Origin of the sequence: Nostoc paludosum FACHB-159, from assembly GCF_014698835.1 — a bacterium.
In the GTDB taxonomy this organism is placed as follows: Bacteria; Cyanobacteriota; Cyanobacteriia; order Cyanobacteriales; family Nostocaceae; genus Nostoc; species Nostoc paludosum.
The window spans coordinates 17551-41185 of sequence record NZ_JACJTU010000049.1; the positions used below are offsets into that span (position 1 = coordinate 17551).

General features: G+C 39.3%; 18 protein-coding genes and 1 pseudogene. 10 read left to right on the forward strand and 9 right to left on the reverse strand.

The genetic code is table 11. From position 1 onward, the window contains the following. Positions 1-54: 54 nt before the first annotated feature. Entirely contained in the window at positions 55-933 is an 879-nt protein-coding gene (locus tag H6H03_RS31370; RefSeq protein WP_190958950.1) for an aspartoacylase, read from the reverse strand. 164 nt (positions 934-1097) lie between these two features. On the opposite strand from H6H03_RS31370, the gene H6H03_RS31375 reads away from it, so the two are divergent. The 3 genes and pseudogenes from H6H03_RS31375 to H6H03_RS40685 form a co-directional block, all read left to right on the forward strand. Continuing rightward, a complete protein-coding gene (locus tag H6H03_RS31375; protein WP_199339155.1) occupies positions 1098-2012 on the forward strand; it encodes a LysR substrate-binding domain-containing protein in 915 nt (304 codons plus the stop codon). 171 nt (positions 2013-2183) lie between these two features. After that, positions 2184-3365 (forward strand): AGE family epimerase/isomerase, encoded by a 1182-nt coding sequence (locus H6H03_RS31380; RefSeq protein WP_190958951.1) that lies wholly within the window; start codon positions 2184-2186, stop codon positions 3363-3365. Positions 3366-3426: 61 nt separating this feature from the next. Then, positions 3427-3513: pseudogene (locus H6H03_RS40685) on the forward strand (Uma2 family endonuclease); the annotation flags it as partial. A 547-nt stretch (positions 3514-4060) separates the two neighbouring features. Here the strand turns inward: H6H03_RS40685 and H6H03_RS31385 are convergent. From H6H03_RS31385 to H6H03_RS31395, 3 genes are all read right to left on the reverse strand, one after another. After that, the gene (locus H6H03_RS31385) at positions 4061-5389 is read right to left on the reverse strand and encodes an ATP-binding protein (RefSeq protein ID WP_190958952.1); all 1329 of its coding nucleotides are present in this window, start codon (positions 5387-5389) and stop codon (positions 4061-4063) included. 331 nt (positions 5390-5720) lie between these two features. Continuing rightward, positions 5721-7055, reverse strand: a complete 1335-nt coding sequence (locus H6H03_RS31390) for a tellurite resistance TerB C-terminal domain-containing protein (protein WP_242058078.1) — start codon at positions 7053-7055, stop codon at positions 5721-5723. A gap of 163 nt (positions 7056-7218) precedes the next feature. Further along, a complete protein-coding gene (locus H6H03_RS31395) occupies positions 7219-8568 on the reverse strand; it encodes an ATP-binding protein (RefSeq protein WP_190958953.1) in 1350 nt (449 codons plus the stop codon). 102 nt (positions 8569-8670) lie between these two features. Here H6H03_RS31395 and H6H03_RS31400 point away from each other — a divergent pair, with 102 nt between their 5' ends. Then, positions 8671-8991 carry a TMEM14 family protein gene (locus H6H03_RS31400; protein WP_190958954.1) on the forward strand — a complete coding sequence of 107 codons (321 nt, stop codon included), beginning with the start codon at positions 8671-8673 and terminating at the stop codon, positions 8989-8991. 277 nt (positions 8992-9268) lie between these two features. Here H6H03_RS31400 and H6H03_RS31405 read toward each other — a convergent pair whose 3' ends face one another. Then, a complete protein-coding gene (locus H6H03_RS31405; RefSeq protein ID WP_190958955.1) occupies positions 9269-10519 on the reverse strand; it encodes a bifunctional sterol desaturase/short chain dehydrogenase in 1251 nt (416 codons plus the stop codon). A 199-nt stretch (positions 10520-10718) separates the two neighbouring features. After that, complete coding sequence (locus H6H03_RS31410; RefSeq protein ID WP_190958956.1) at positions 10719-10949, reverse strand: MbtH family protein; 231 nt, start codon at positions 10947-10949, stop codon at positions 10719-10721. A gap of 1215 nt (positions 10950-12164) precedes the next feature. Here H6H03_RS31410 and H6H03_RS31415 point away from each other — a divergent pair. The 3 genes from H6H03_RS31415 (at position 12165) to H6H03_RS31425 (ending at position 15950) form a co-directional block, all read left to right on the forward strand. Continuing rightward, positions 12165-13400: a phosphotransferase family protein gene (locus tag H6H03_RS31415; RefSeq protein ID WP_190958957.1), complete on the forward strand. Its 1236-nt coding sequence runs from the start codon at positions 12165-12167 to the stop codon at positions 13398-13400. 249 nt (positions 13401-13649) lie between these two features. Then, positions 13650-14747 carry a T3SS effector HopA1 family protein gene (locus H6H03_RS31420; RefSeq protein ID WP_190958958.1) on the forward strand — a complete coding sequence of 366 codons (1098 nt, stop codon included), beginning with the start codon at positions 13650-13652 and terminating at the stop codon, positions 14745-14747. A 489-nt stretch (positions 14748-15236) separates the two neighbouring features. Beyond that, complete coding sequence (locus tag H6H03_RS31425; RefSeq protein WP_190958959.1) at positions 15237-15950, forward strand: hypothetical protein; 714 nt, start codon at positions 15237-15239, stop codon at positions 15948-15950. 80 nt (positions 15951-16030) lie between these two features. On the opposite strand, the gene H6H03_RS31430 is transcribed toward H6H03_RS31425, so the two are convergent. Further along, positions 16031-16966: an alpha/beta fold hydrolase gene (locus H6H03_RS31430; RefSeq protein ID WP_190958960.1), complete on the reverse strand. Its 936-nt coding sequence runs from the start codon at positions 16964-16966 to the stop codon at positions 16031-16033. A gap of 107 nt (positions 16967-17073) precedes the next feature. Between H6H03_RS31430 and H6H03_RS31435 the strand changes: the two genes are divergently transcribed. Then, the gene (locus H6H03_RS31435) at positions 17074-17955 is read left to right on the forward strand and encodes a shikimate dehydrogenase (protein WP_190958961.1); all 882 of its coding nucleotides are present in this window, start codon (positions 17074-17076) and stop codon (positions 17953-17955) included. On the opposite strand, the gene H6H03_RS31440 is transcribed toward H6H03_RS31435, so the two are convergent. Further along, positions 17940-21008: a PAS domain-containing protein gene (locus tag H6H03_RS31440; RefSeq protein WP_190958962.1), complete on the reverse strand. Its 3069-nt coding sequence runs from the start codon at positions 21006-21008 to the stop codon at positions 17940-17942. The two genes, H6H03_RS31435 and H6H03_RS31440, sit on opposite strands and share 16 nt — an antisense overlap. A 404-nt stretch (positions 21009-21412) precedes the next feature. Between H6H03_RS31440 and H6H03_RS31445 the strand changes: the two genes are divergently transcribed. After that, positions 21413-22624, forward strand: a complete 1212-nt coding sequence (locus tag H6H03_RS31445; RefSeq protein WP_190958963.1) for an alpha/beta hydrolase — start codon at positions 21413-21415, stop codon at positions 22622-22624. Between the two features lie 3 nt (positions 22625-22627). Further along, entirely contained in the window at positions 22628-22822 is a 195-nt protein-coding gene (locus H6H03_RS31450; protein WP_190958964.1) for a hypothetical protein, read from the forward strand. Here the strand turns inward: H6H03_RS31450 and H6H03_RS31455 are convergent. After that, positions 22813-23445, reverse strand: coding sequence for a hypothetical protein (locus tag H6H03_RS31455; protein ID WP_190958965.1), 633 nt, complete (start codon positions 23443-23445; stop codon positions 22813-22815). The genes H6H03_RS31450 and H6H03_RS31455 overlap by 10 nt on opposite strands. Positions 23446-23635: the final 190 nt, after the last annotated feature.

Sequence of the window (23635 nt, forward strand, 5' to 3'; positions counted from 1 at the left end):
AAGCCAGAAACCAAGATATAATCTGAATTTCTTACTTGCAAATTGCCAATTGTATTAAACTACCTTTTGATACTTTTGAGTTAAATGCATTGCAATTCCTTTTTCATAATAAGCTGCTTCATTAATAAAAATTGGATAAACAGTAGATACTCCCTCATATAAAATATCTTTTCCTGCAAAAGTCAAAAATATTGGCTCGCCTGGATTTAAAGGTTCATAATCTCGAAATTGAAGCCGGGGATGAATCATAGCTTGAATTTCACCCCGTTCATCTCTGGGATAATCAATAGTTTCAATATATTCATAAAATGTAAGGGTATTGTTTATCTGTGGAATATTACCTTGATTGAACCATTCAAAATATTCTAAAATTGCATACATTAGCTGTTCTGTTTGTTGAAATAATTCAGCATTTAAAACATTTTGAGCTACAGCACCAACTTCAATTACAAAACCTAATTCACACAAAGAACGCAGGAAACCACCTTCTTTGGATTGGGGATTAACATATACTCTCACTAAAGGATTTATCGAAGTTAAATAAGCAGCTAACCGCAGTAAAAAAGGATGCATATCGCAAAAAATTAAAGTTAGCCCCATGTTGGCAGTTGTGCTATGTAAATCAACGATCACATCTACAAAAGGCTGATTTTGCGGTTGCAGTATTTGTTTAATTTCTTTCGCCCGCGTATCTTCATAATTTAAAAAATTGGAATTTTGTAAGTTTTGCTTGTTGAAGCAACGATTTAAATCTTTGTCAATATAACGTTTACCTTCGGCGATCGCTTTAGTATTAGCAAGTAATACCAAAGTTTCTAAACTTTGTTTGTTAATTAAATTTGGATATTGTTGAAATTTTTTGACTAAGTATACTCCTGTTAACTCATTTCCGTGAGTTCCTCCAACGATCGCCACTCGTTCAATCTGACTCATAAAAACCTCGCAATCAAAGCTTGTAGGCTAGACATTATAATGCCCACCCTACTCTGGTTTATTGATATAAAACGGCTATAAGAATTAAAATAAACAAAATACTACTATATGTCCAATATTTATTGAGCTTATACAATATATATTAAAGATATAATAGGTAGAGCATGATAGAACTTCGACATCTGCGATACTTCATTGCTGTGGCTGAAGAATTAAACTTTAGTCGTGCAGCTGAACGATTGCATATTGCTCAACCACCTTTAAGTCAACAAATTCAGGCACTAGAAGCAGAACTAGGGCTAAAATTATTTGAACGCAAAAAACGTCCCCTACAGCTAACTGCTGCTGGACAAGTCTTTTTAACAGAAGCGCATTTGGTATTAACTCAGTTAGAACAAGCAATTACCTCTGCACAAAAAGTCAGCCGGGGCGAAATTGGACGCTTGGTGGTGGGAACTAATAGTTCCGTTGCTAATAGCGTTTTGCCAGATATTCTGCAAACTTTTCATCCTCTATTTCCAGAGGTGATACTGGTGTTGCGCGAAGTTAGTTCTTCCCAGCAAGTGAACCAACTGCGCGATCGCTACATCGATATTGCTTTTGAAAGACTACCTAACAATAATTTAAATGATAATTCTTTAAGTTTTTTACCGATTTTGCAAGAGCCTTTAGTCGTTGCTTTACCAGAAAAACACCCTCTAGCAGCCCAGTCCCAAATTCCACTCATTGCCCTAGCAGATGAACCTTTTGTTTTACCCCCAACCGACTTGGTACCATCATATAGTCAAATAATTAACCTTTGTCAGCAGGTAGGTTTTTCCCCAAAAGTAGTACAGGAAGCAACTTGGATGGTAACCGTACTCAGTTCCGTTGCAGGTGGGCTTGGAGTAACATTGCTTCCCGCTAATGCCCAAAGTCTACAGCGAAAGGGAGTTGTCTACAGACCAATTCAAGGAGAAAACTTAACTTCAGAATTAGCTGTGGTTTGGCGAAGCGATGATACATCCGTCGTTTTGCGCGAATTTTTAGAGGTGACAAAGAGTGTGGCGCGAAAAATGCGATTGGCGAATAGGGCATAGGGCATGGGGGTTTCTAGGAAGTGTGGGAGGTGTGGGGAGTGTGGGAGGATGGGGAAGAAATCTTTCCCCCCACACTCCCCTATCCCCCCACCTCCCCCCTTTGCCTCTTTTTAACTAGTAACTTACGATGATTCTTAAGCACTTGCTCTTGGGAGAAAAGGGGAGAGATTTATGGAGTACAATTTTCAAGCGTTGGCTGAACTTTACAAAAATGCACTCCTCAACGATGTTCTCCCATTTTGGGAAAAACACTCCCTCGATTGGCAACAAGGCGGCTATTTCACCTGCCTCGATCGCCAGGGCAAGGTTTATGATACAGACAAGTTTATCTGGCTGCAAAATCGCCAAGTATGGACTTTTTCCATGCTTTACAACCAGTTGGAAAAACGCGAAAATTGGCTGAAAATCGCTAATAATGGCGCTAATTTTCTTGCCCAACACGGTAGAGATAGTGATGGTAATTGGTATTTTGCCTTAACTCGTGAAGGAAAACCACTGGTTGAGCCTTACAATATTTTTTCTGATTGCTTTGCAGCGATGGCATTTAGCCAATATGCACTCGCATCCGGTGAAGATTGGGCGACAGATGTGGCCAAGCAAGCTTACAACAAAGTTTTACGCCGCAAGGATAACCCCAAGGGGAAATATAACAAAACCTATCCCGGTACACGCCCGATGAAATCATTGGCTGTACCGATGATTTTAGCCAACCTGACTTTAGAAATGGAATGGTTGTTGCCCAAGGAAACCCTAGAAAATGTCCTAGCTGAGACTGTCCGCGAAGTGATGACGGATTTTCTCGACTCAGAACGGGGACTAATGTATGAAAACGTCGCCCCTGATGGTTCTCACATCGATTCTTTTGAAGGGCGGTTGATTAACCCAGGTCATGGTATTGAAGCGATGTGGTTTATCATGGATATCGCCCGTCGGAAAAACGATACTAAAACTATTAACCAAGCCGTTGATGTGGTGCTAAATATCCTAAATTTTGCTTGGGATAGCAAGTATGGCGGCTTGTATTACTTTATGGATGCACTCGGTCATCCTCCACAACAACTCGAATGGGATCAAAAGCTGTGGTGGGTTCACCTAGAATCTTTGGTTGCATTAGCAATGGGTTATCGCTTGACAGGGCGTGATGTGTGTTGGGAATGGTATCAAAAGATGCACGATTACGCCTGGTCACACTTTGCCGATTCCGAGTTTGGTGAGTGGTTTGGCTATCTCAATCGGCAAGGAGAAGTATTGTTAAACCTCAAAGGCGGGAAATGGAAAGGGTGTTTTCACGTACCGCGGGCGTTGTATCTTTGCTGGCGGGAGTTTGAGGTATTGCGATCGCTGCGGCGGTAAACAACGCAGTCAGTTTAATCTCTGCTAGGGTACAAGTAAAAGTAAAATCAGTGCCATGAAGATGAATGTTGTCACACCTAAAAGATTTACGATCGCTGAATACCATCAATTGATTGAACTCGGATTTTTCAAAGAGGGCGATCGTGTAAATAATAGTTGTATTATCCCAAAGTTATAAATAGACCTCTTGCAAAAGTCCTTATTTTCGCCTTCTTCTTTGCGTCTTTGCGCCTTTGCGTGAGACAAAAAATTATTTATTTATGCAAGAAGTCTAATGAATAAGTTGATAAGATATGTTGAAATACTGACGCTTCAGGCTTTTGTTATTAATATCATGAATTTACATTAAAAGTATGCCGTTAGTATGCACCATATAGCAATCCTAAATGAGTCGTGAAAAATATAAATAAGGAAACGAACCGCAAAGAACGCAAAGTACGCAAAGGGAAGAAAGAAGAAAGAGATATATAATTTTCACAAATGATTTAGGACTGCTATATAGAACTAATTATATTGATTTTGGATTTTACTAGAATTATGTACAGAAGTTCTGATACACTCTTGAGAATGCTAACAATGCTTGATAATCATTTTAATATAATCGACAAACAGATAAGTGAAATCAAATTTCTCTTATCTATGCTGTAAGAAAGTATTTTTTAGTTTTCTAATACTACCAATTACTAGGGAATAAATCACAAACTAAATTCGGCTGCATTATCCTCATCCACATTTGCATCTTTCCCCACAGCAGTCGGTTTAAATTTCGGGTCATGAATTAATTCCCCAAATGAAATTTTTGGATTTTGAAAAAGAATATTCAGCACACTCATAAAATCCCGCACAATTTCCCCTGGCGTAAGTAACGCTTCTGCACCCAAGCGATTAACAATTTCTTGGACAAACTCTTTTAACTCGCGATTTGTCAAAGTCTGTTGATAACTGAAATTGAGTGCATGAATTTCCGCTAAACGTTGCAAAAGCGTTAAAATTTCTGCTTCACTTAATGGGTTTAGCCGAATCACTGGCCCTAAAACTTCTTGCACATTAGCTTGTGCGACAAAGCGACTTTCTTTTGTGCGTCTTCGCCAAGCTTGGTCTGCAAAAAGTCCTCTATTTGGATCTTCTAAAAATTTGGTTGTTCCACCAATCAAAATACCAAGATGTTCTGCTTTACATTGCATGGTATCGTTAAACATTGCTAAAAGTCGGTTATAATTCTTTTCCCGCGTGACCGTAGTAGATATTTGATATAAATGTACAGCTTCATCAACTAGAATTAATAGTCCTTTATAACCAATCTCAGCTACAAATTTAGCAAACAATTTGATGTAGTCATACCAACTATCATCATCAATAATAACGCGGACTCCTAAAGCTGCTTTGGCCTCAATTCTAGTAGTAAATTCTCCCCGCAACCAGCGCATTGCAGCATTTTTTAAATTATCATCATCTAATCGATAGCCGCGCCAATAAGCGATAATAACACTACCAAAATCAAACCCGTGAACCAAATCTTCAATATATTGAACTACTTCTCTAATTTTTGATTCAACTTGGTCATCAAAACCATCGTCATTGGGACGCAGTTCAGTTTCTTTAACCACTTCTTGTTGAATTTTATTAATCCATCCTTCCAAAATTGAGACTAAAGCGCCACCATCAGGACGAGTTTTTGTAGCTAGATGGCTCATTAATTCTCGATACGTTGCTAAACCTTCGTTGTTACTTCCTGCTAACCGACGTTCAGGCGATAAATCAGCATCAGCTACCACAAACCCTTGCTCCATCGCTCGGTTACGAATGAGTTGTAGTAAAAAGCTTTTGCCTGAACCGTAATTACCAATTATAAACCGAAATGCTGCTACACCTTCTGCAATATCATCCAGATTTTGTAATAGCCTTTGGAGTTCTTTTTCTCGACCTACTGCTATGTGTTCAACTCCCACTCTTGGTACTACCCCAGCACCAAGGGAATTAATCAAAGCAGTGGATATTTTTTTCGAGATTTTCAGCTTTGCCATGTATTACACTTTATTTTATTCTAAACGCAGAAGCACGCAGTAAGAAGATAAGGTGTATTTTTACCTTATTAATAATTTTACAACGTTAGAAGTCAAGAGTCAGAATTCAGGAGTCAGAATTCAGGAGTCAGAATTTAAAATATTTTAACACTCAACTTTAATAATTTGGAATAATCAACTGTGTTATTCAAAAATTAACGTAAAGATTCCAGAGTTATTGGATAATCAAGTTTCCTATATGTTATTAAATTTATTTAAATTAATTATTAAGCTTGCTCTCTAAGTCTTATGAATTCTGGATTCTGGATTTTGGATTCTGACGACTTTATTGTTACATTTGAGTATGTCTAGCCATAAGATCTTCGTATATTGCAATCATTTTTTTGACATGGGCTTTGTGTTCCTGATAAACTTCTGGAATTTCTGAATCTGCATCAATTATTAATTCACCAATAGTATCATTTGCTCGTTCGTTGATTGAATCAATTAGTAGATTCGGCATGGTGATATTTGCTTCAGCAATTTTTTTAAGAGTAGCTTTGATATTATCTTCTTCGACTATAGCTTTTAATACTTGCAATTCATATCCTGGTAAATTTTCCAAAAAATTAGTCCATTCTTCTGGTATATTCTCTAATGTATTAATTTCTGGAGAATCGATTTTTGTTGCAGGTTCAATTATTTCAGTAAAAGGAAACAATTCAATATCATCTTCTTTAAAATTATCAACCAAAGGTTCTGAGTTAAAGTTTTCTGATTGTTGGAGTAATTCCCAAACTTGATTTTGCAACAAATCTCGTTCTTCTTGCAATAATGAAACTTGCCCTTGCAATTGTTGTAATTCTTCTTTTTGCTGTGCTATTTGAGTTTGTGAAGAATTCAAAATAGCTTGGATATTTTCTCTTTCAGTTGTTTTCGCTACCAGTAATTCGTTTTCTTTATTGACTTTAATTTCTAGTTCTTGAATTTCAATTCGCAGTTCGTATAATTTTTCTTCTAATTGGGGCTTGAGTCTGCCTAAAAGTGTTAAGTTACTTTCAATTTCTTCTTTTTGTTGCTGGAATTCGGAAATTTGACTTTGCAACTGAGCGATTTCCGTACGAGATATATGGCAATTCGACTCTAAACGACGCTTTTCTCCTGTGAGGTTAGTAAAAGCATTGCTCAATTCTGCATGATTTTTTTCTAAGTTACTCAGTTCAATTTGGAGATTGCTGATTTCAGTTTCTAATTGCTTTTTTTGACCAGCCAATGTTCTGACTTCTCGATTCAGACTATCCCTTTGGCTACGGTTTTCAATAACTTGATTTTGGAGTTGTTGGGACTCTGCGTATAATAAACTATGATGTTCTTCAATTTGATTGATTTCTTTAACAATACGAGCTTTTAATCCCTCCATTTCTTTAATTCGCTTCCGGAGAGAACCTAAAATAAACATTTCATAATTTCTACGCCGTTTATCTACGAATAATGCTGCTCCATAGATAATAAATGCAGTAATTATACCTGTGAGAAAGGCTTTATTAAAATCCCAGTTGGGAACAAGGCTAAGTCCAAAACTCACACTAAAGGCAACTATGCCTAAAATAAATCGATTACTGATCGTTACTGATTGCATATTGCTGGTTGTTAGCGTATTTGAGCGATCGGAATAACCAGTTTTCATAGTAATTTTTAATTCGTAATTTTAATATACATATAAATATAATAAGTAAAATTGCTTGTTAATTTATGGTTTTTGTTAGCATAAGTATTTTAAAATCTATAATCATAATTATTCGTGTAGAATATTGTTATTTAACAAACAAAAAAGCATTATATTCAAGGAATCAATTTGAATCTTCAGTGGTAGATGTATTGTTACTGGCTCCATGAAATAGTTTTAAATCTGCTTTTAAAAAGTCGATAAACTGCCGTGCTGTGCGTCCAGAACGACCATTGTGGCGAGTTGCCCACTGTAGTGCTTGATATTCCAAATCTTCTTGGGTAATATTAATTTCAGCTTCTGCTGCTAGATGACTGACAATGTTTAAATAAGTTTTCTGGTTGGCTGGTTCAAAGGTCAAGGTTAAACCAAAGCGATCGCTAAATGAAAGCTTCTCCTGCATCGTATCCCAAGCATGGATTTCATCGTTATCTTTAGGCGCGGGTCTATCCACAAAAAACTCCCGAATCAAGTGACGACGATTAGAAGTAGCATAGACCACTACGTTTTGCGGTCTCGCGGTTAAATTACCCTCTAAAACAACCTTCAGCGCTTTAAAAGCATCATCATCTTCCTCAAATGAAAGGTCATCGACAAAAATAATAAATTTTTGTGGCACTCCCCGTAAATGTTCCACAATTTCTGGTAAATCTTTTAAATCGGATTTTGCAACTTCCAGCAAACAAAGAGGCCTTTCTTTATATTCATGCAATAAAGATTTTACTAAAGAAGATTTTCCTGAACCACGGCTACCATAAAGTAATACATGCAGTGCTACCTCTCCTGATAATAAAAACTCGGTATTTTTAAGCAAAGCATCTCTTTGAGACTCATAACCTACAAGCGTGCTAAGCTTAACCGGATCTGGATATGGGATACCGATAAACTGTCCACTTCGCCAGCGGAAAGCCCGGTATTGAGCAAATAAACCAGAACCATATTGCCGATAATAAGCTGCTAACTCTTCTACAGCATCACCCCAATTATCTAACTCCTGTAGATATGCAGCAAATTTTGTCTCTCTTGCCAGCTTTTTTGGTTCCTCATACCACACTACCGGCGAAATCGGCAAATGAGCGACATTTTGCACCCACTCGCTTAAAGCAGCACTGCTACATTCATAAAGGCTTTGCAATACTTGTAAATCGTGCCCAACTGCTGCTACTAAAGCTGGGGATAAGTCTTGAAATTTCTGTTGTTGAGCAAGTTTTGTAAAAGGGTTATCACAAAAGAGAATTTGAGTGATTATATAATCTTCCCAATTTTGATTTCTCGCAGCCAAAGCATGAAAATAACTGCCGTAGGCTTGTAGACAACCTCGTGCATCGGCATCAGTGTAACGTATAGCTTGCAACAGGTCAATAAATGCCATCCCCACTTCGCCTTGGAGAACAGATTGGTAAAGTAAAAGTGACGCCGCTTGGCGCTGGAGATATTGAATTTTTGGATGGGAGGAAGTACTGGCCATTGGCATTGCTTAATTATTCATCAATCAACTCGGTGATGTAGCTAAACAGCTATGGTAAATTGTCTGCTGACCTTGGCAGCAAAAACAAAATCTACATAGGTTTTAACAATGAATTTAAGTATAATCGCTGCTTTTGCTTACGGCATATTGGCGATCGCTGGTGGCATTATTGGTTATATTCAAGCTAGAAGCAAGGTTTCACTTGTCAGTGGTAGCATTAGCGGTTTATTACTAATTATTGCCGCTTACCTCCAACTCCAAGGACAAGCTCAGGGTTTAATTTTAGCCATCTTCGTCACTACTGTTTTAGTAGTGTTCTTTGCTTTTAGACTGGCTAAAACTCGCAAGTTTATGCCTGCTGGATTGATGACTATTTTAGGTATGCTAGCACTGGCGGTGATGCTGAACGAAATTGTCGCCATCAGGTAACGTTACGGGGAGGCGGGGATGGGAAGATGGGGAGAGTTTGGAATAATTAAGTAATTATCCGAACTTGAGGTAACAACTGTTCTCCAGTCCCTAAGCATCCTTCTTTTTTTGAACACAGTATTACTCTCCCTGTTGTGAGTACTTTAATTAGTACATTTATATTACAGTAGAGTTGTTATCTTTCCTTAGGGAACTCCAAAAAATAAATTATCCAATTTGTCTACTCAATTAGACTTCTTTCTTCCTTGTCCCCATCCGCCCATCCCCAACCCAAATATTACTCACTCTTAACTGTGCGGCTAAAAACTCGGTAATATAGCCAAGTACTAGTTTCCTTCAAGGGAAACAGCAGATAAGTTAGAGGATTGATTGTCACAATAATATTTCGGAAGTCTCGCTTTGCTAAAAACAAGACCGCACGAGCAACTTGCTGTGCAGACATTACTCCATAAGGGTTAAGTTGACTTTTAAAAGGGCCAAGAATTAACTTGCGAATGATACAGTTGCTATCCAAGCGTTTGAGAGTGACAATATCTCCTAGCGCTCGTTTGCTGAGTTCATAAAGGGGACTCAGTGCTGGCGACACCTCAGCCTCAGAAGTGTTAACCCAAATTTCCTTAGTTGCTTTGGCTTGTGGCCCTGTGACAGTCGCCAAAAATATATCCATCAACCGCAATGCGGAAAAAGTATTCACTTCGTATGAAGAGTTGATAGCATCGGGTGTACGGCTCGTGTAGACATTGACCCCGTGGTTGATAATTAAAATATCGATTTTCTGTAAACTTTCCTTAAGCTCAGCTTCATTGCCCAATTGCCAAGAAATCACCTTTACCCCAGTTTGCTCGGCTAATTTTTCTGGATTTGTGGTTAATGCCACGACTTTAGCATTACACTTGACAAGTTCAGCCGTTAATGCTTGTCCCAAAGCTCCTGACGCTCCAGTTAAAGCTACAGTTTTACCCTTGAGAGATAGGGCTGTTCCCAGTATTTTATCGACTAAGGGAAAGACGCCACTGTAATAAGCGTTGACATCATCAAAATGGTGGCGCCAATGATAAGACCGATTTACCCACCAAATCGAGGGAATGGTTTCTAAAGGGCCGGGTAAGTGATTGTAATCTGTATCAATTTTTCCTTGAAAATATCGTAAAGATGCGCCATACAAGAACGTGCAAGCATAAGCAACTCCCAGCCATAAGCCCGTTTGTGGGACAATTAAGGCAATTAAGGTTGATGCTACTACCAGTAAGCTTGATTCTAAAATGTCGTGATAAAGCTGAGATTCTTGGTAAATTTTTAAAGAAACAACCGATAAATCCCGACGATAAGCCATGTGGTGCTTATTGTGCCATTTTGCAAGCCAATTCACCTGGTGACACAAAGCATGGTAAACGTCTCTTAAGACCTCAGCGAGTAAAAGCGAGAACAGCCCCCAAGTCGCAAACTGTAAGCAGGCATTGACTAAAACCCAATTTATTTGTAAATTTGCCCCAATTTCAATCCAGCTTTGTGCAAATGTTTTTATCATGTTTGTTCACACTCGTTTTTCTTAATCATTCTTCATGATGGATTAAGGTCGAGTCTAGAGCAAGAGTAGCGGAGGGATGGGCAGGGAGCAGGGGGAGCCCAAAACAATAAAAGTAGAGACGTTGCATTGCAACGTCTCTTGTTAATGCGTAGATGGGTTATGAGGTTTTGGAATTAGAACTGGGTAAGAAATGCCCTAACTAGGATCTACCCGCAGCTTCTTCCATTGCCTTGCGAAGGCTAAGTGGTCTCATATCAGTCCAAACTTCTTTGATGTAAGCCAGACATTCTTCTTTCGAGCCAGTTTTGCTGGCATCTTTCCAGCCAAGGGGAAGCTCTCTGTCGGCTGGCCATATCGAATACTGCTCCTCATAATTTACTATAACTCTGTAAACTGTATTATCTACAGTTTCATCAGTAGCTGTTGTCATTAAGACATTCGCACTGCTGAAATTAAAAGCAAAAGCAGGGGTTACTGGCCATGAAAAGACAACAGAGAATAGAACACTAGCTACAACCACTAGTTTGATAATTGCATTCTTCATAATTTAAGTCTTTTTGTGTTTTTATTGATACCGGAACCATTTAACGCTGAGGTTATCTTCTGGCTTTTATTATTAAAATGCAAGGACAGATAAGACAGTTAAGACACTTAAGCAAATTTTTAATAAAAATTAAACAATCAGGACTTACGCAAAATATCTCTCAAACTCTCATTTCTCCGTGAACTCTGTGCCTCTGTGGTAGCCTGCGGCAAGCCGCTTTGCGTCTACGTTCTTCCGTGACTCGTGCGTAAGTCCTCAGGACAATTGCAGCGGCAATCGAGCATTTATTATTATTTGAAACTATAATTTTGCTTTTTATCCAGTAATTTATCTTGAAGAAAACCATTGAATAAAAAATGTTTTTACTTATATCAAAACGTAAATCAAACTATTATTAAAACCCATATTTTCTTATAGTTTATTATTGGCGATCGCATTGGAATCCCCCGCTATATCAGGTACTGCTGATTATTGCTAAGGGAGGATGTCAAAAATTAACGCCTGGCGATCGCTTCATAAAGCAGCACTCCCATAAGTAACCATTATTTGTATCACCGCAAGCCTCCAAGCGACATAAATCACCTAGCAGTAAGGCTTTGGGGTATCAATTATGAAAATTTAAGCAAAAAATAATTACCAACCGGGCAAAATGTCCGGTTTTTTTAGCTTTGTGATGATAAATAAAAATAATAACGTTGAAAGTCATGCTTCGTACCCCGAAGAATTGCTGAAATTCTTCGCTGCTTTCAGGATGACTACTGACAACATCTGCCGCCAATCAGTTTTTTTTGCTGGGGATGCTGCTAATCCGCTACAAACAAGGGAGACAGAGCTATATAAAAAGGCTCTACCACAAAATTTACTCTAGATGTGTCTAAGTAACTATGCTGAGGAAGTGTAAAGATGCCACGCTGTCATGGAGGCAATTTTAAAGCAATTATAAAGAGCTAGGTGCCATTTTGGCAGGTTTGAATCGTAAATATGCGATATTAGTAGATTGTACAAATGTTTATTCTTGTTCCTATCTACTCAAAACTGCTAAGGCTGGGCGAATTCTAACACGGATGAATTTACGGTAATTTACGAAGTAGGAAATAATACATGGTATTATCACTGTCTTCTCATAACGTTATCCAGTATCTGCAAGATGCGGATCTGTGTAACTCAGAAGGTGGCACGGATGAATCTAATTTGCCAGGGAGTAGCAAGAAAAATTTCAATTTAGTTGTAACTCTTGCTGATAATCGCAAACTGCTCCTTAAACAAGAACGTAACGTTAACAGTGAAGGCCAGCCCCATGAGTTATTTAAAGAATGGCTGTTTCACCAATTGCTCCAGCAGTTTCCAGTTTTCGGTAATGTTTCGGCGATCGCACCATTAGTAGTGCATTTTGACGAAGAAAATTCTATCCTTGTCCGCAACTACCTAAGTGACTACCTAGAGCTTGGGAAAGTATACCACAATAATGAAATTTTTCCACCAGAAATTGCTTATGCTATCGGCACGACTTTGGCAGGACTGCATCGTACAACCTTCCAACGTCGAGAATATAAAGATTTTATGGCAGCTGCTCCCCAAGGAGAGTTTCGCTATGGCTTTTACAATCCAGCCCAAGGGGTAGGATCGATTAGTCCGGAGATTTTTGGTACTGTTCCCAGTGATGCGTTGAAATTCTATGTTCTCTATCAACAATACGAGAGTTTGGAATCTGCGATCGCAGATTTGGCATATGAGTGGAACCCTTGCTGCTTAACTCACAACGACCTGAAATTGGACAACATTTTAGTTCATTCTCGCTGGCAGCAACTAGATAATTGCCTAGTGCGGCTAATTGATTGGGAAGCTTGTGGTTGGGGAGATCCAGCTTTTGATTTAGGAACTTTATTAGCAAGCTATTTACAAATTTGGCTCAAGAGTCTGGTAGTAGACCCTACCATTGAATTAGAAGAATCTCTGAATTTGGCGTTGATACCCCTAGAGATTTTACAGCCTTCAATGATTGCCCTCATCAGGTCTTACCTCAATGCTTTCCCGATGATTTTGGAATACCGTAGTGACTTTATTTCGCGGGTTCTCCAATTTGCAGGGCTGGCACTGATTCATCAAATTCAGAATATAATTACCTGCCGAAAATACTTTAGCAATACTGAGATATGTATGCTGCAAGTAGCTAAAAGTTTACTCACTATGCCAGAACAGGCTGTGCTGACTATTTTCGGGATCTCACAATCAGAAATTGTCAACCCTGTGGCCAAAATCCATAAACTTCCTCAACCTCAAAAAGAACAGCAGTTACTTCGCATTTATTACGAAAAAACTCGACTTCGTGGTTGCTAATCAGAGGAAACCGAACAGCAATAATTCAGAATTCAGGAGTCAAAGTAGTTCCCAAATAAACAAAATATTTGATAAACGAATACAGCAATCACAGTGTATTTATTTTGAATTCTGAATTATGAGTCTTGAATTCTTACGAAATTTTAAATTCTTCTGCGTATTATTTCTCTTATCATAAATCTCATAGGATTTTGCTCCATAGTAGTTTTATGATTTGAAATTTTATCTCTTTGAGTTCTAAATGGATTAATGCTATATTCTGCCAATCAACCGCTGAATTCTCTATTGGATATTGCTAGGAATATTCAGATTGAGTCAAATTTTTGTATTTACCACCCCAACTATCAACCCTTTGCTCTGCCGACTAAAGTAGCTGATAGATTTCAGCAAACCCCGGCAGATTTGCAACAAAAGTATCTGAGTCTACTACTGCGAAATTTTCTCTATGGGATCTATTACAATGGCTCTCTACAAAGTAGTTTGACAGTCAATACCGATACTAAATATCACACATATAAATATAATTTAGCAGATAGTTCTATTTCGGATATTGATTGGGACTTCTACAGACAACTGCACGAAAGTAATCACGGTGTAGGCTACTTTGACTCAAAATGGGAAGTGTTGCGGCAAGAACCTGATGGTACGATGGCGGTAACAAAAGGCGGTTTAACACTTTATATTGAGCCAGACTGTCACTTAGAATCGAGTAAAAAATCTACCAAAGTGGGTGACAAAGTAGCAATTTGGATGCCTAAAAATCGCCTACAAAACGGTTGTTATGTGGCAGTTAGTAATGTGGCACAGGAAGAGCAAAGCAATCCAGACAGCGATTTAGGAGCAGGACGAATCTACTTTAACTTAACCCCATCTGGTGCGATCGCTCTAATGGAGAGCCTAACACTGCAACTGAATGCAGCCTCTATTCGTTTTAGCTTTCAGGTTCTCCACAATCCCTCTGCATACGGACGCTATGATTCAGGGGTACTCTACTTTCAACTCCAAGACTATCAAGCAATCCACACCATCCTTGAGAGAGTTTATCCAGAAAATCAATTTTATTTCCAGCCCGAAATTCCTTTGTTTACAAAATTTTTAGCACCAGGGTTAGGTTTAGCTGAAGAACCAAGTCAAAAATTTGCCGCACAAGAAAGTTTTGGCATGAACCGGTGTCAAATCGTTGCTAATGCTTTATTGGAAGCTTGGCAAAAAGGTAAGAACGCAATGGAAGAACGCATGAGAGTGATTAACCAACACTTTACACGCCACGCCCTTGACTTGCAGCGTCCCTACCTTAACCCGAATTCTCAAGATATTTATATTCCCCTAAAACTACAGCAGATTTAAAGTTGGTGAAATACACAAACATTCATCTGATAACTAGCTATAAAACCTGTTGGAATTCTGAGCGATCGCGCCTTGGTGGAGCTTTTTTAGCTCCGCTATTGTGTAAATATGTTATGAAAATATCTTGAACATTTATATACTCTATTTTTATTCTTCGTCATAAAATTTTCACGTTATAGCAGTATTATTTCGGTATCTAATTACTTATGTAAAAAGGCAAAAGGCAAAAGGCAAGAGGCAAAGGGAATAAATACCGGCGAGGTCGCTTACCATGCCAGCAAGGTCACTTACGATATGAGCGAGGTCGCTTCCGTTACAAGCGAAGCCACTAAAGAATGATTTTAAAACCCCGACATCAAAAACTGCCAACTTTGTTGCCTATTGGCTATTGCCTCTTGCCTAAGTCCCCAGTCCCTTGCCGTAAAACTTTTAGTAATTTTCTAACAGCGAATAAAATGGAACAGCAATACACCCTGCTGTGACACATTAATGAAAAACTATACTTTTTTAAAGAAAATTACTACAGCTATTATCATAGCCGTCGTTTCTTTTTCCTGCGAACCTGAAGTTACTAGAAACGGCGAACAGGCAAAAGCGACTGATAAACCGAAGCCAGAATCAAATATTATCTATGGCGATTTAGTTATTAAAGAACAATCTGATTATCTAATGATTCCAGTTAGTTTTTCAGACCAGGATAGAGAAAAGGAAAATAATTTAAGTCTTTCACGTTCTTATGAAAGAAGCAATAACTTGTATAACATCATCTTTTATAATAAGCAAGATGGTGAAGCTCATCTTTTATTAAACAAAAAAGCCGTTATTAACTCCTTTGAGTTACTAGAGGTAAAAGCGGCAAATAAACCAATTACAAGAGTTTGGTTATATAAAATTCTTGACCAAGATACAAACGCAGATAAAAAAATTAACACCGATGATGCGATTGTTGGTTTTATTTCTGATTTATCGGGTAAGAATCTCCAGCAAATTACACCAAACAATACGCAAATTATTAATTGGGTTGTTCTTCCCAGTCAAAACGCTATTTTTCTCAAAATCATTAAAGATTCCAATAATGATAAAAAATTTACTGGAGAAGACAACACAAATTTTGTCAGGGTGAATTTAGATCGACCGGGTATTGGAACTGAAATTATTAGCGATCGCCTAGAACAAGAAATTAAATCATACATCCTTAAATAATTTCAAGTCTAGTATATATTTTGATTTGTCTAATTTACTTTTAGAGACGCGTAAACCGCGTCTCTATTCAACATTTATCATTACGAGAGCGAGAAAACCCAATCCCGTAACAATTGGTTTACTTTATCGGGTACTTCATCATGGGGACAATGACCGGCTGCTAAAAAATGTTCTGTCAGTTGAGGATAATATTGACGAAACTTGCGAGAACGTTCTCTAGCATTTATCCACGGATCTGCTTCTCCCCATAACATTAACAAAGGACAAGTTAATTCCTTGAGTAGCGTGTCAACTTTTTCACCTTGAGGGGTGCTAAAAACTGAAACAAACACATCTAATGCCCCAGGATCGTAAGCTGGACGATAAATTTCTTCTACTAGTTGGTCTGTAATTGCGCTTTTGTCGAGATAAACTTTTTCTAAAGTTTGGCGAATTACCCAACGTTGCCGCACATATTGAAATAGTAGAAACTGGGCTAAAGGTTGTTGAAACATCCACTTAACCGAGTCACCCAAGAGGTTTTGTAAGGAAGAGGGTTGCTTGGGAGGCTGAATTTGGCTTTGTAAAGCTTCAGGTTCAGGTGTTGGCTGACTTTCGCTAAATGGGCCAGCGCTATTGAGTAACACTAAGCCAGCCGCACTCTCAGGACGTTGTGCTGCAACACACAAGCTAGCATAGCCACCTAGAGAATTACCTGCCAAGACTGCTTTTTGGCCGATCGCTTCACTGATAAAATCGTGAAGTTGGTCGCGCCATAAGTCACCACTGTATTGTAATTTTGGTTTTGCCGATCGCCCAAACCCCAAAAGGTCGATGGCAAATACTTCAAAATCTTGGCACAATCCCGTGATATTCTTGCGCCAGTGGTCTGTAGAAGCACCAAATCCATGTACTAAAAGCAAAGGCGGACGTTGCCCTTGCTTTTCTCCGGCACGCACATAATAAACATTGTGCCCGCGCCACTGCCAATATTTACCAGGAATTGGAGTTGTAGAGGAGGCTGTAGTTGCCTGCATGATTTAAACAAATGTGAAGTAGCCTTTAATAATTGTAGGCTAGTCAAAGGAGTGGGGGAGCAGGGAAGGCTGGGGGGAAATCACTAATGACTAATAACTAATAACTAATGACTAAAGAAAGATTAATTACAGGCAAAACTAAGCTATTGGGGGTAATTGGACATCCGGTGGAACATTCCCTGTCGCCGGTGATGCATAATGCAGCGATCGCTCATTTGGGGTTAGATTATGTTTATCTGCCTTTTCCCATAGCACCAGAAAATTTGGAAATTGCGATCGCAGGTTTTGCGGCTGTTGATATTGTGGGCTTTAGTGTGACGATACCTCACAAACAAGCAATCATGCCTCTGCTTGCAGAAATTACTCCTATTGCTCAAACGATTGGAGCAGTAAATACTGTTAGCCGCAAAAATGGCAAATGGGTAGGTACAAACACAGATATTGAAGGATTTATTGCTCCTTTGCAGACAACCTATAAGCAAGATTGGAGTCAGAAGGTAGCGGTCATTTTAGGCAATGGTGGCGCGGCTAGAGCAGTTGTGGCAGGTTGTCATCAGCTAGGTTTTGCCAAAATTTATGTATTGGGGCGCAATGTGCAGAAATTACAAGCATTTTGCGATAGTTGGCATAACTCAGCTATAGAAGATAATTTGCAAGTAGGTACATGGGATGAACTAGCAAAATTGATTCCTCAAACAGATTTGCTAGTAAATACAACCCCCATAGGCATGTATCCTAATGTTGATGAGTCGCCTTTGAGTGCAGAAGAGATAGCACAATTGCCCCAAGCTGCCATCGCCTATGACTTAATATATATTCCAAAACCGACGCAATTTCTCAAACTAGCAGAAAAACAAGGTGCAATTGCCATCGATGGCTTAGAAATGTTAGTCCAACAAGGGGTAGCAGCATTAAAAATCTGGTTACAGCAAGAAACTGTGCCTGTAGAAGTCATGCGCCAAGCTTTACAAAATCACCTGGGTTTATAGTTCGTTTCTGACGAGCTTGCGTTGCCCTGGATAAAAGTAATTTTAAATTCTGTTCCCTGGTGGCTATTAATCTCAATGTTTCCCCTTAACTGCTTCGTTAATCCTTGGATCAGGCTGATACCAAGTGTTTTGGTTTTTTTGCAATCGAAGTCGGCAGGTAGACCAATGCCATTATCCCGAACAATCAGCGTTAAATTGCGTTCGTGCTGCTTCTGTATAAGAGGTTTATTTTCTTGATATAACCTCACCTCAATTTCGCCTATACGATTGTTAGGAAAAGCATATTTTAATGAATTAGAAACTAATTCATTGATAATCAAACTGCAAGGAATTGCAGTTTCAATGTCTAAAATAGTATTATCAACTTGAATATTTAGTTTAATTTGACTGGATTTAACATTGTAAGAATCAAATAAATTACTAGTTAAATCTGGAATGTATTGAGCAAAATTAATATTCGCTAAATCTTCAGAGCGGTAGAGTTTTTCGTGAACTAAAGCTATGGAACCAATGCGGTTTTGGCTATCGCGCAAAATTGCAGTGGCTTGAGGATCTTCCGTGCGCCTACACTGCATTTGCAGTAAACTACTGACAATTCCTAAATTGTTTTTCACGCGATGGTGAATTTCTTGAAGTAATACTTCCTTTTCTTTCAAAGAAGCTTTAATTTTTTCCTTAGCTTGCTTGTGTTCGGTGATGTCTTGATGAACAGCGACTATAACTTTTCCATACTCAGGATGATCGAAAATAGATGCGGTGGCACTACACCAGAAGGGAGTACCATCTTTTTTGACATTATGAACTTCATAGGTAGCTTCACCATGTTCAAAGATAATGCTTCTAATTGCTTGATTCACGTCTTCAGGGGTAGTGTGTTCATCCCCATAATTGACAATTGACACATGCTTACCTATTAGCTCATCAGAGTCATAGCCAAACATTTGCTCAAATTTGGGGTTGGCGTAGACAAAGATTCCATTATCAACTCCCACTAAACAAATTCCCTCTGCGATGTTGCGAGTAATTACTGCTTGCAGTTCCAACATTTGTTCGACGCGTTTGCGTTCAGTAATCTCAACTACAACAATACCAATACCTATGGGTTGACTTTCTTCAGACAGAATAGGGAAGTAAGAAGCTAGCCAAGTCCGAATTACACCAGGGAGTTTTGGAGTTTCTCCGCTAAGTTCAAAATCCAGAATTGCTTCTCCTGTTGTCAAAACATGTTCAAATAGCTTTTGCTGTTTTGGTGCTATGTCGGGGATAATGTCCCACGGTGTCTTGCCAATATGTCCTGTTGCTGAAATGCCGTTGATTTCTGCTAATGCTTCGTTAATGAATAAGTAACGCGTTTCCCGATCGAGAATAGTTATGCCAATGGGTGCACTAATGATGAAAGCATCCAATAACTGTTGTTTGTAAGCTAGTTCTCGCTCCAGAATCTTACGTTCTGTAATATCTAGGATGGCTCCATACAGCCTAATAGTCTGTCCTTGAGGATTGTAAGCTACCTCTGCTTTCGACTCAAGGTAGCGCAATGAGCCATCGGGTCGAACAATGCGATATTCGAGATTAAAAGGTTTTCCCTTGGCGATCGCTTGTACTAACTGCTTCTGCAACTTTGGGCGATCTTCTGGGTGAACCATCTGGATAAATTCCGCTTGTGTGGGTGCTGATTGAGAGGGATTCAGACCGAAGATGCAAAAGGTTTCGGCTGACCAAATTTGTTTTTGAGGTGCTAAGTGCCATTCCCAACTGCCCATATGGGCAATTTTTTGAGCAGCCGCTAGCAGGGTTTCACTACGTTGGAGTTGTTCTTTTGCCTTTTGACCTTTGATGAGTGCGGTTTCTCGTTCTGTAACGTCTTGGGAAGTGCCATAAAGGCGAATGACTTTTCCATCACCATTGAATTCTGCATAGCCAATTTCCTCAATATAAATAGTAGACTCATTGGGAGACGCACGCAGAATGAGTTTGTAAGATTCCCCTGTTGAGATTGCCTGCTCAATTGCTTGGGCTAATTTCCCTGCGTCTTCTGGGTAATACATTTGCAAAATTTCTTGATAGTTCGGCTCTGATTTAGCCGGATCTCTACCGAACAGTTCAAAAAGCTGCTTTGACCACCTAATTTTTTGACTGGCAATCTCAAATTCCCAATTACCAAGACGGGCAACTAGTTGAGATTCTTCTAATAAAGCTTTACTTTTGCGTAATGTTTCTTCAGTGTGCTTCAATTCGGTGACATCAACCACCAATCCATCCCAGGCTACACGACCATCCGGCAACTTTCGTGGCATAGAACGAAAATGAAACCATTTAAGCTGACCACTGGGCGTTAGAATTCGCAGTTGGATATCAAACACCGACAGTTCCCGCCAAGATTTATCAACTGCTGCCTGGAGGGGTGGCAAATCCTCTGGGATAACTTGGCGATATAGCAAACTTGAATCTTTAAGTGCATCTTCCGCTTTAACTTGTGTCAGTTTTTCAATTCCCGTACTTAGATAATAAAAGCGATCGCTTCCATCTAGTTCACGAGTTACTTGATAAATCGCTCCATTGGGCAGATTATCCCCAATTCCTCGCAACATAACTTCACGCTCTTGCAATGCCATCTCTGCTTGCTGGCGTTCCCTGATTTGACGCTCCAGTTCTCGGTTTGCAGCCTCCATTTGTCCAGAACTAGGTAAGGCAAGTACAGTTGGTATTAATTCTATTAACATCAGAGATGTATACAGCGATACCAAGGCAGTGATAGCTTTGATACAACCACTTAACCAATAAGTTGGATACCAGAGCGTCCAAATCTCCGCCAGGTGGCTAGTACCACAAGTCAGGATAAATATGGCAAATAGTAAAACTACTGAGTTAAAAGGCAAATTTCGACGCTTGCGGACAAAATAAACTAATGTGACGGGAATTGAATAATAAGCAAGTGCAATTAAAAAGTCAGACGCAATATGCAACCCTACTAACTCTGGTTTCCAAAGATAGCAATGTCCGTGGGGAACAAACTGTTTATAAGCAACAAGAGTTTTCAAAAGTTCCTGCATCAATTTGCCTCAAACACAATTTGTCTGGGAGAATTAGTAGTCAATTATACTTAAAATGTTGAGAATTCTATGATTTGTAGCTATTTTCAGGTAAATAGACCACACAGTAGAGGCGTAAGGCCTTGCGCCCCTACGACATACGTGGTTCAAATACATGAAAAAGGTTGTAAATGCGATCGCAGCTCGTCTTAAAGCGAGGCATAGGCAAACAAGGGGACAAGCGGAAATTTAGAACGTTTTGCTACCGAAAGAAAGACTTTTTAAACTCCCTAAATTGACATAATGATAGCTCTAGGCTCCTATTCGCGTTCTTCATTTACCTGAAATAAGCTGTAAATATTGCAACTCACAGCATTGGCGGAGAGATTGTACTTTTTGGAATCATTATTATTCTTGTTTCATACATGTTCTTTAAACCAAAAAAACTTTTATCATGGCTTGCATTATTAGCAAGTTTTACAAACCTATTTCTTAGTTCTTGGATTATACTTCCTGCTCCAAATATGTTTTTACTCACCCTAGCAGTAGGAGCACCAGAAGTCAGTCCTTGGTTATTTTTATTAAATTTACTCTGTTTATTGCTTTCTTTTTTCTCCATACGTCGGCGTAAAATACGGCGTTTAGCTTGCACTGCAAGTTTAATCGGATTGCTAATTTGTGGATGGGTGCTAGTGAATATTCCTTTCACTCAAATGCAGATGGATAAAGCGATGAAACAAGAATTAGGAGCAAATTATCTAGAAAAAATTCCAGTTCAACTAAGCGCCAAAATGCAAACTCATCCTTTTAACTTAGTTAATTCTTTCCGGGGTATTGCATTAGGAAAAACGCGCCATCAAAAAGATATTATTTTTGCTAATCCTGCGGGAGTGCCTTTAAAAATGGAAGTTTACCAACCGCCGGAGGTGGGAAAATATCCAGCAGCGATCGTAATTTATGCTGGAGCTTGGCAGCGTGGCAATCCTAGCGCTAATGCTGAGTTTAATCAATATATTGCTCATCAGGGATATACAGTATTTGCGATCGCTTACCGACACGCACCTAAATATCAATTTCCATCTCAGTTAGATGACGTGCGTACAGCCCTAAATTTTATTCGCAAACATGCAGCCGAATATGAAGCCGATCCAGAACGTATTGTACTTTTAGGACGTTCTGCCGGTGCACACCTAGCAATGCTAGCGGCTTATCAACCCGATGCACCACCCATCCGTGCTGTAGTCAGCTATTACGGGCCTGTTAATTTAACTGAAGGATACAAAACACCGCCAAGTCCCGATCCTATTAATAGCCGCGCTGTTTTAAGAGCATTTCTTGGTGGTTCTTTAGAAGAATTACCTAATCAGTATCGAATAGCTTCACCAATAAATTACTTAACGCATCCTTTACCGCCAACTTTATTAATTTACGGAAGTCGCGACCATTTGGTACAAGCTCGATTTGGCAGACAGATGTATGAACGTTTACATGATTCTGGTAACACTGCGATTTTCCTAGAAATCCCTTGGGCAGAACACGCTTTTGATGCTGTATTTAATGGTGTGAGCAATCAATTAGCGCTGTATCATACTGAGAGGTTTTTGGCTTGGGCGTTGGGTATTGGGAATGGGGCATAGGGTATGGGGCAAGCAGGAGGTGTGGGAGGTGTGGGAGGTGTGGGAGGATGGGGAAGCATTAATTCTCTTTCCCCCCACACTCCCCTCTCCCCCCACACTCCCCTCTCTCCCCACACTCCCCACACTCCCCACACTCCCCACACTTCCCCATCTCCCCACTCCCCATCCCCCTCATCTCCCCACATTTGCTACCTCTGACACCAGCGCCAGTTATAGCGATTCCATTCGTAGATTCCTTGAATTTCATACTCAGCGCCGTTGAAGAAGCGGACGACGCAATTAGTACAGGAGTTACCGGGTAGGCGTAGCCCATCGTAGACATCGCTAATTTCATTAACCTGAATCACTATGGAAGGAAACCACTCCGGTTTACATGGGCCATCTTCTTGCACCCATTCCCATAATGCATTGCAAATTTCAATGCGATCGCCTACTTTTAACTTCAATGCATCTTCTAAATAACAATACTTATCAAAATGGTACGACTCAACACGGTTGAGCCACTCTAAACCGTAGTGTTGACGGATAAATTGTACTGTTCCAGAGTCATTTTCCAACAGCCAATCATTGAGTAATTGTACTTTCCAAGTACGGTTACGTTGTTCCTCGGTTTTCACAAACTCTAAAAAGGTTTCTAATTCCTCTGGGCTAAGTTCGTCCAAGGGATTAGCAATATCTGACGCCCCAGAGTTAGAATTTTCCTGAATTTGCTCAACGAATTGCAATAATATCTCTTTCTGCGCGTCAGTGAGAGGACAGCCTACAGCATCACAACTATTAAAGGCTGCTTGCATAGCTGTTTCAATCTCATCTGGTGTCATAAAAATTAATAGCAATCGTAGGTTTGTTTACTTAATTATTACAAATGTTAAATTAAAGTTTCCAATCAACCTGTAGTTATATCAGGTTTGATTAAAGACTTATCATTAGGGTGTAATGGATAGTGCCAACACTTTCAGGTAAAAACAGGAAAAAAATGTGAGCAATTGTTAGCATTTTTCTATCGGAAAT

Bases quoted from the DNA above. Each gene is read 5' to 3' on its own strand.
- H6H03_RS31400 (WP_190958954.1), top strand. From the start codon at position 8,671: ATGAATTTAAGTATAATCGCTGCTTTTGCTTACGGCATATTGGCGATC.
- H6H03_RS31440 (WP_190958962.1), bottom strand. From the start codon at position 21,008: ATGCAGGAACTTTTGAAAACTCTTGTTGCTTATAAACAGTTTGTTCCC.
- H6H03_RS31410 (WP_190958956.1), bottom strand. From the start codon at position 10,949: ATGACAACAGCTACTGATGAAACTGTAGATAATACAGTTTACAGAGTT.
- H6H03_RS31455 (WP_190958965.1), bottom strand. From the start codon at position 23,445: ATGACACCAGATGAGATTGAAACAGCTATGCAAGCAGCCTTTAATAGT.
- H6H03_RS31385 (WP_190958952.1), bottom strand. From the start codon at position 5,389: ATGGCAAAGCTGAAAATCTCGAAAAAAATATCCACTGCTTTGATTAAT.
- H6H03_RS31395 (WP_190958953.1), bottom strand. From the start codon at position 8,568: ATGCCAATGGCCAGTACTTCCTCCCATCCAAAAATTCAATATCTCCAG.
- H6H03_RS31435 (WP_190958961.1), top strand. From the start codon at position 17,074: ATGACTAAAGAAAGATTAATTACAGGCAAAACTAAGCTATTGGGGGTA.
- H6H03_RS31445 (WP_190958963.1), top strand. From the start codon at position 21,413: ATGTTCTTTAAACCAAAAAAACTTTTATCATGGCTTGCATTATTAGCA.
- H6H03_RS31380 (WP_190958951.1), top strand. From the start codon at position 2,184: ATGGAGTACAATTTTCAAGCGTTGGCTGAACTTTACAAAAATGCACTC.
- H6H03_RS31450 (WP_190958964.1), top strand. From the start codon at position 22,628: ATGGGGCAAGCAGGAGGTGTGGGAGGTGTGGGAGGTGTGGGAGGATGG.
- H6H03_RS31375 (WP_199339155.1), top strand. From the start codon at position 1,098: ATGATAGAACTTCGACATCTGCGATACTTCATTGCTGTGGCTGAAGAA.
- H6H03_RS31430 (WP_190958960.1), bottom strand. From the start codon at position 16,966: ATGCAGGCAACTACAGCCTCCTCTACAACTCCAATTCCTGGTAAATAT.
- H6H03_RS31390 (WP_242058078.1), bottom strand. From the start codon at position 7,055: ATGAAAACTGGTTATTCCGATCGCTCAAATACGCTAACAACCAGCAAT.
- H6H03_RS31425 (WP_190958959.1), top strand. From the start codon at position 15,237: ATGAAAAACTATACTTTTTTAAAGAAAATTACTACAGCTATTATCATA.
- H6H03_RS31420 (WP_190958958.1), top strand. From the start codon at position 13,650: ATGCTATATTCTGCCAATCAACCGCTGAATTCTCTATTGGATATTGCT.
- H6H03_RS31415 (WP_190958957.1), top strand. From the start codon at position 12,165: ATGGTATTATCACTGTCTTCTCATAACGTTATCCAGTATCTGCAAGAT.
- H6H03_RS31370 (WP_190958950.1), bottom strand. From the start codon at position 933: ATGAGTCAGATTGAACGAGTGGCGATCGTTGGAGGAACTCACGGAAAT.
- H6H03_RS31405 (WP_190958955.1), bottom strand. From the start codon at position 10,519: ATGATAAAAACATTTGCACAAAGCTGGATTGAAATTGGGGCAAATTTA.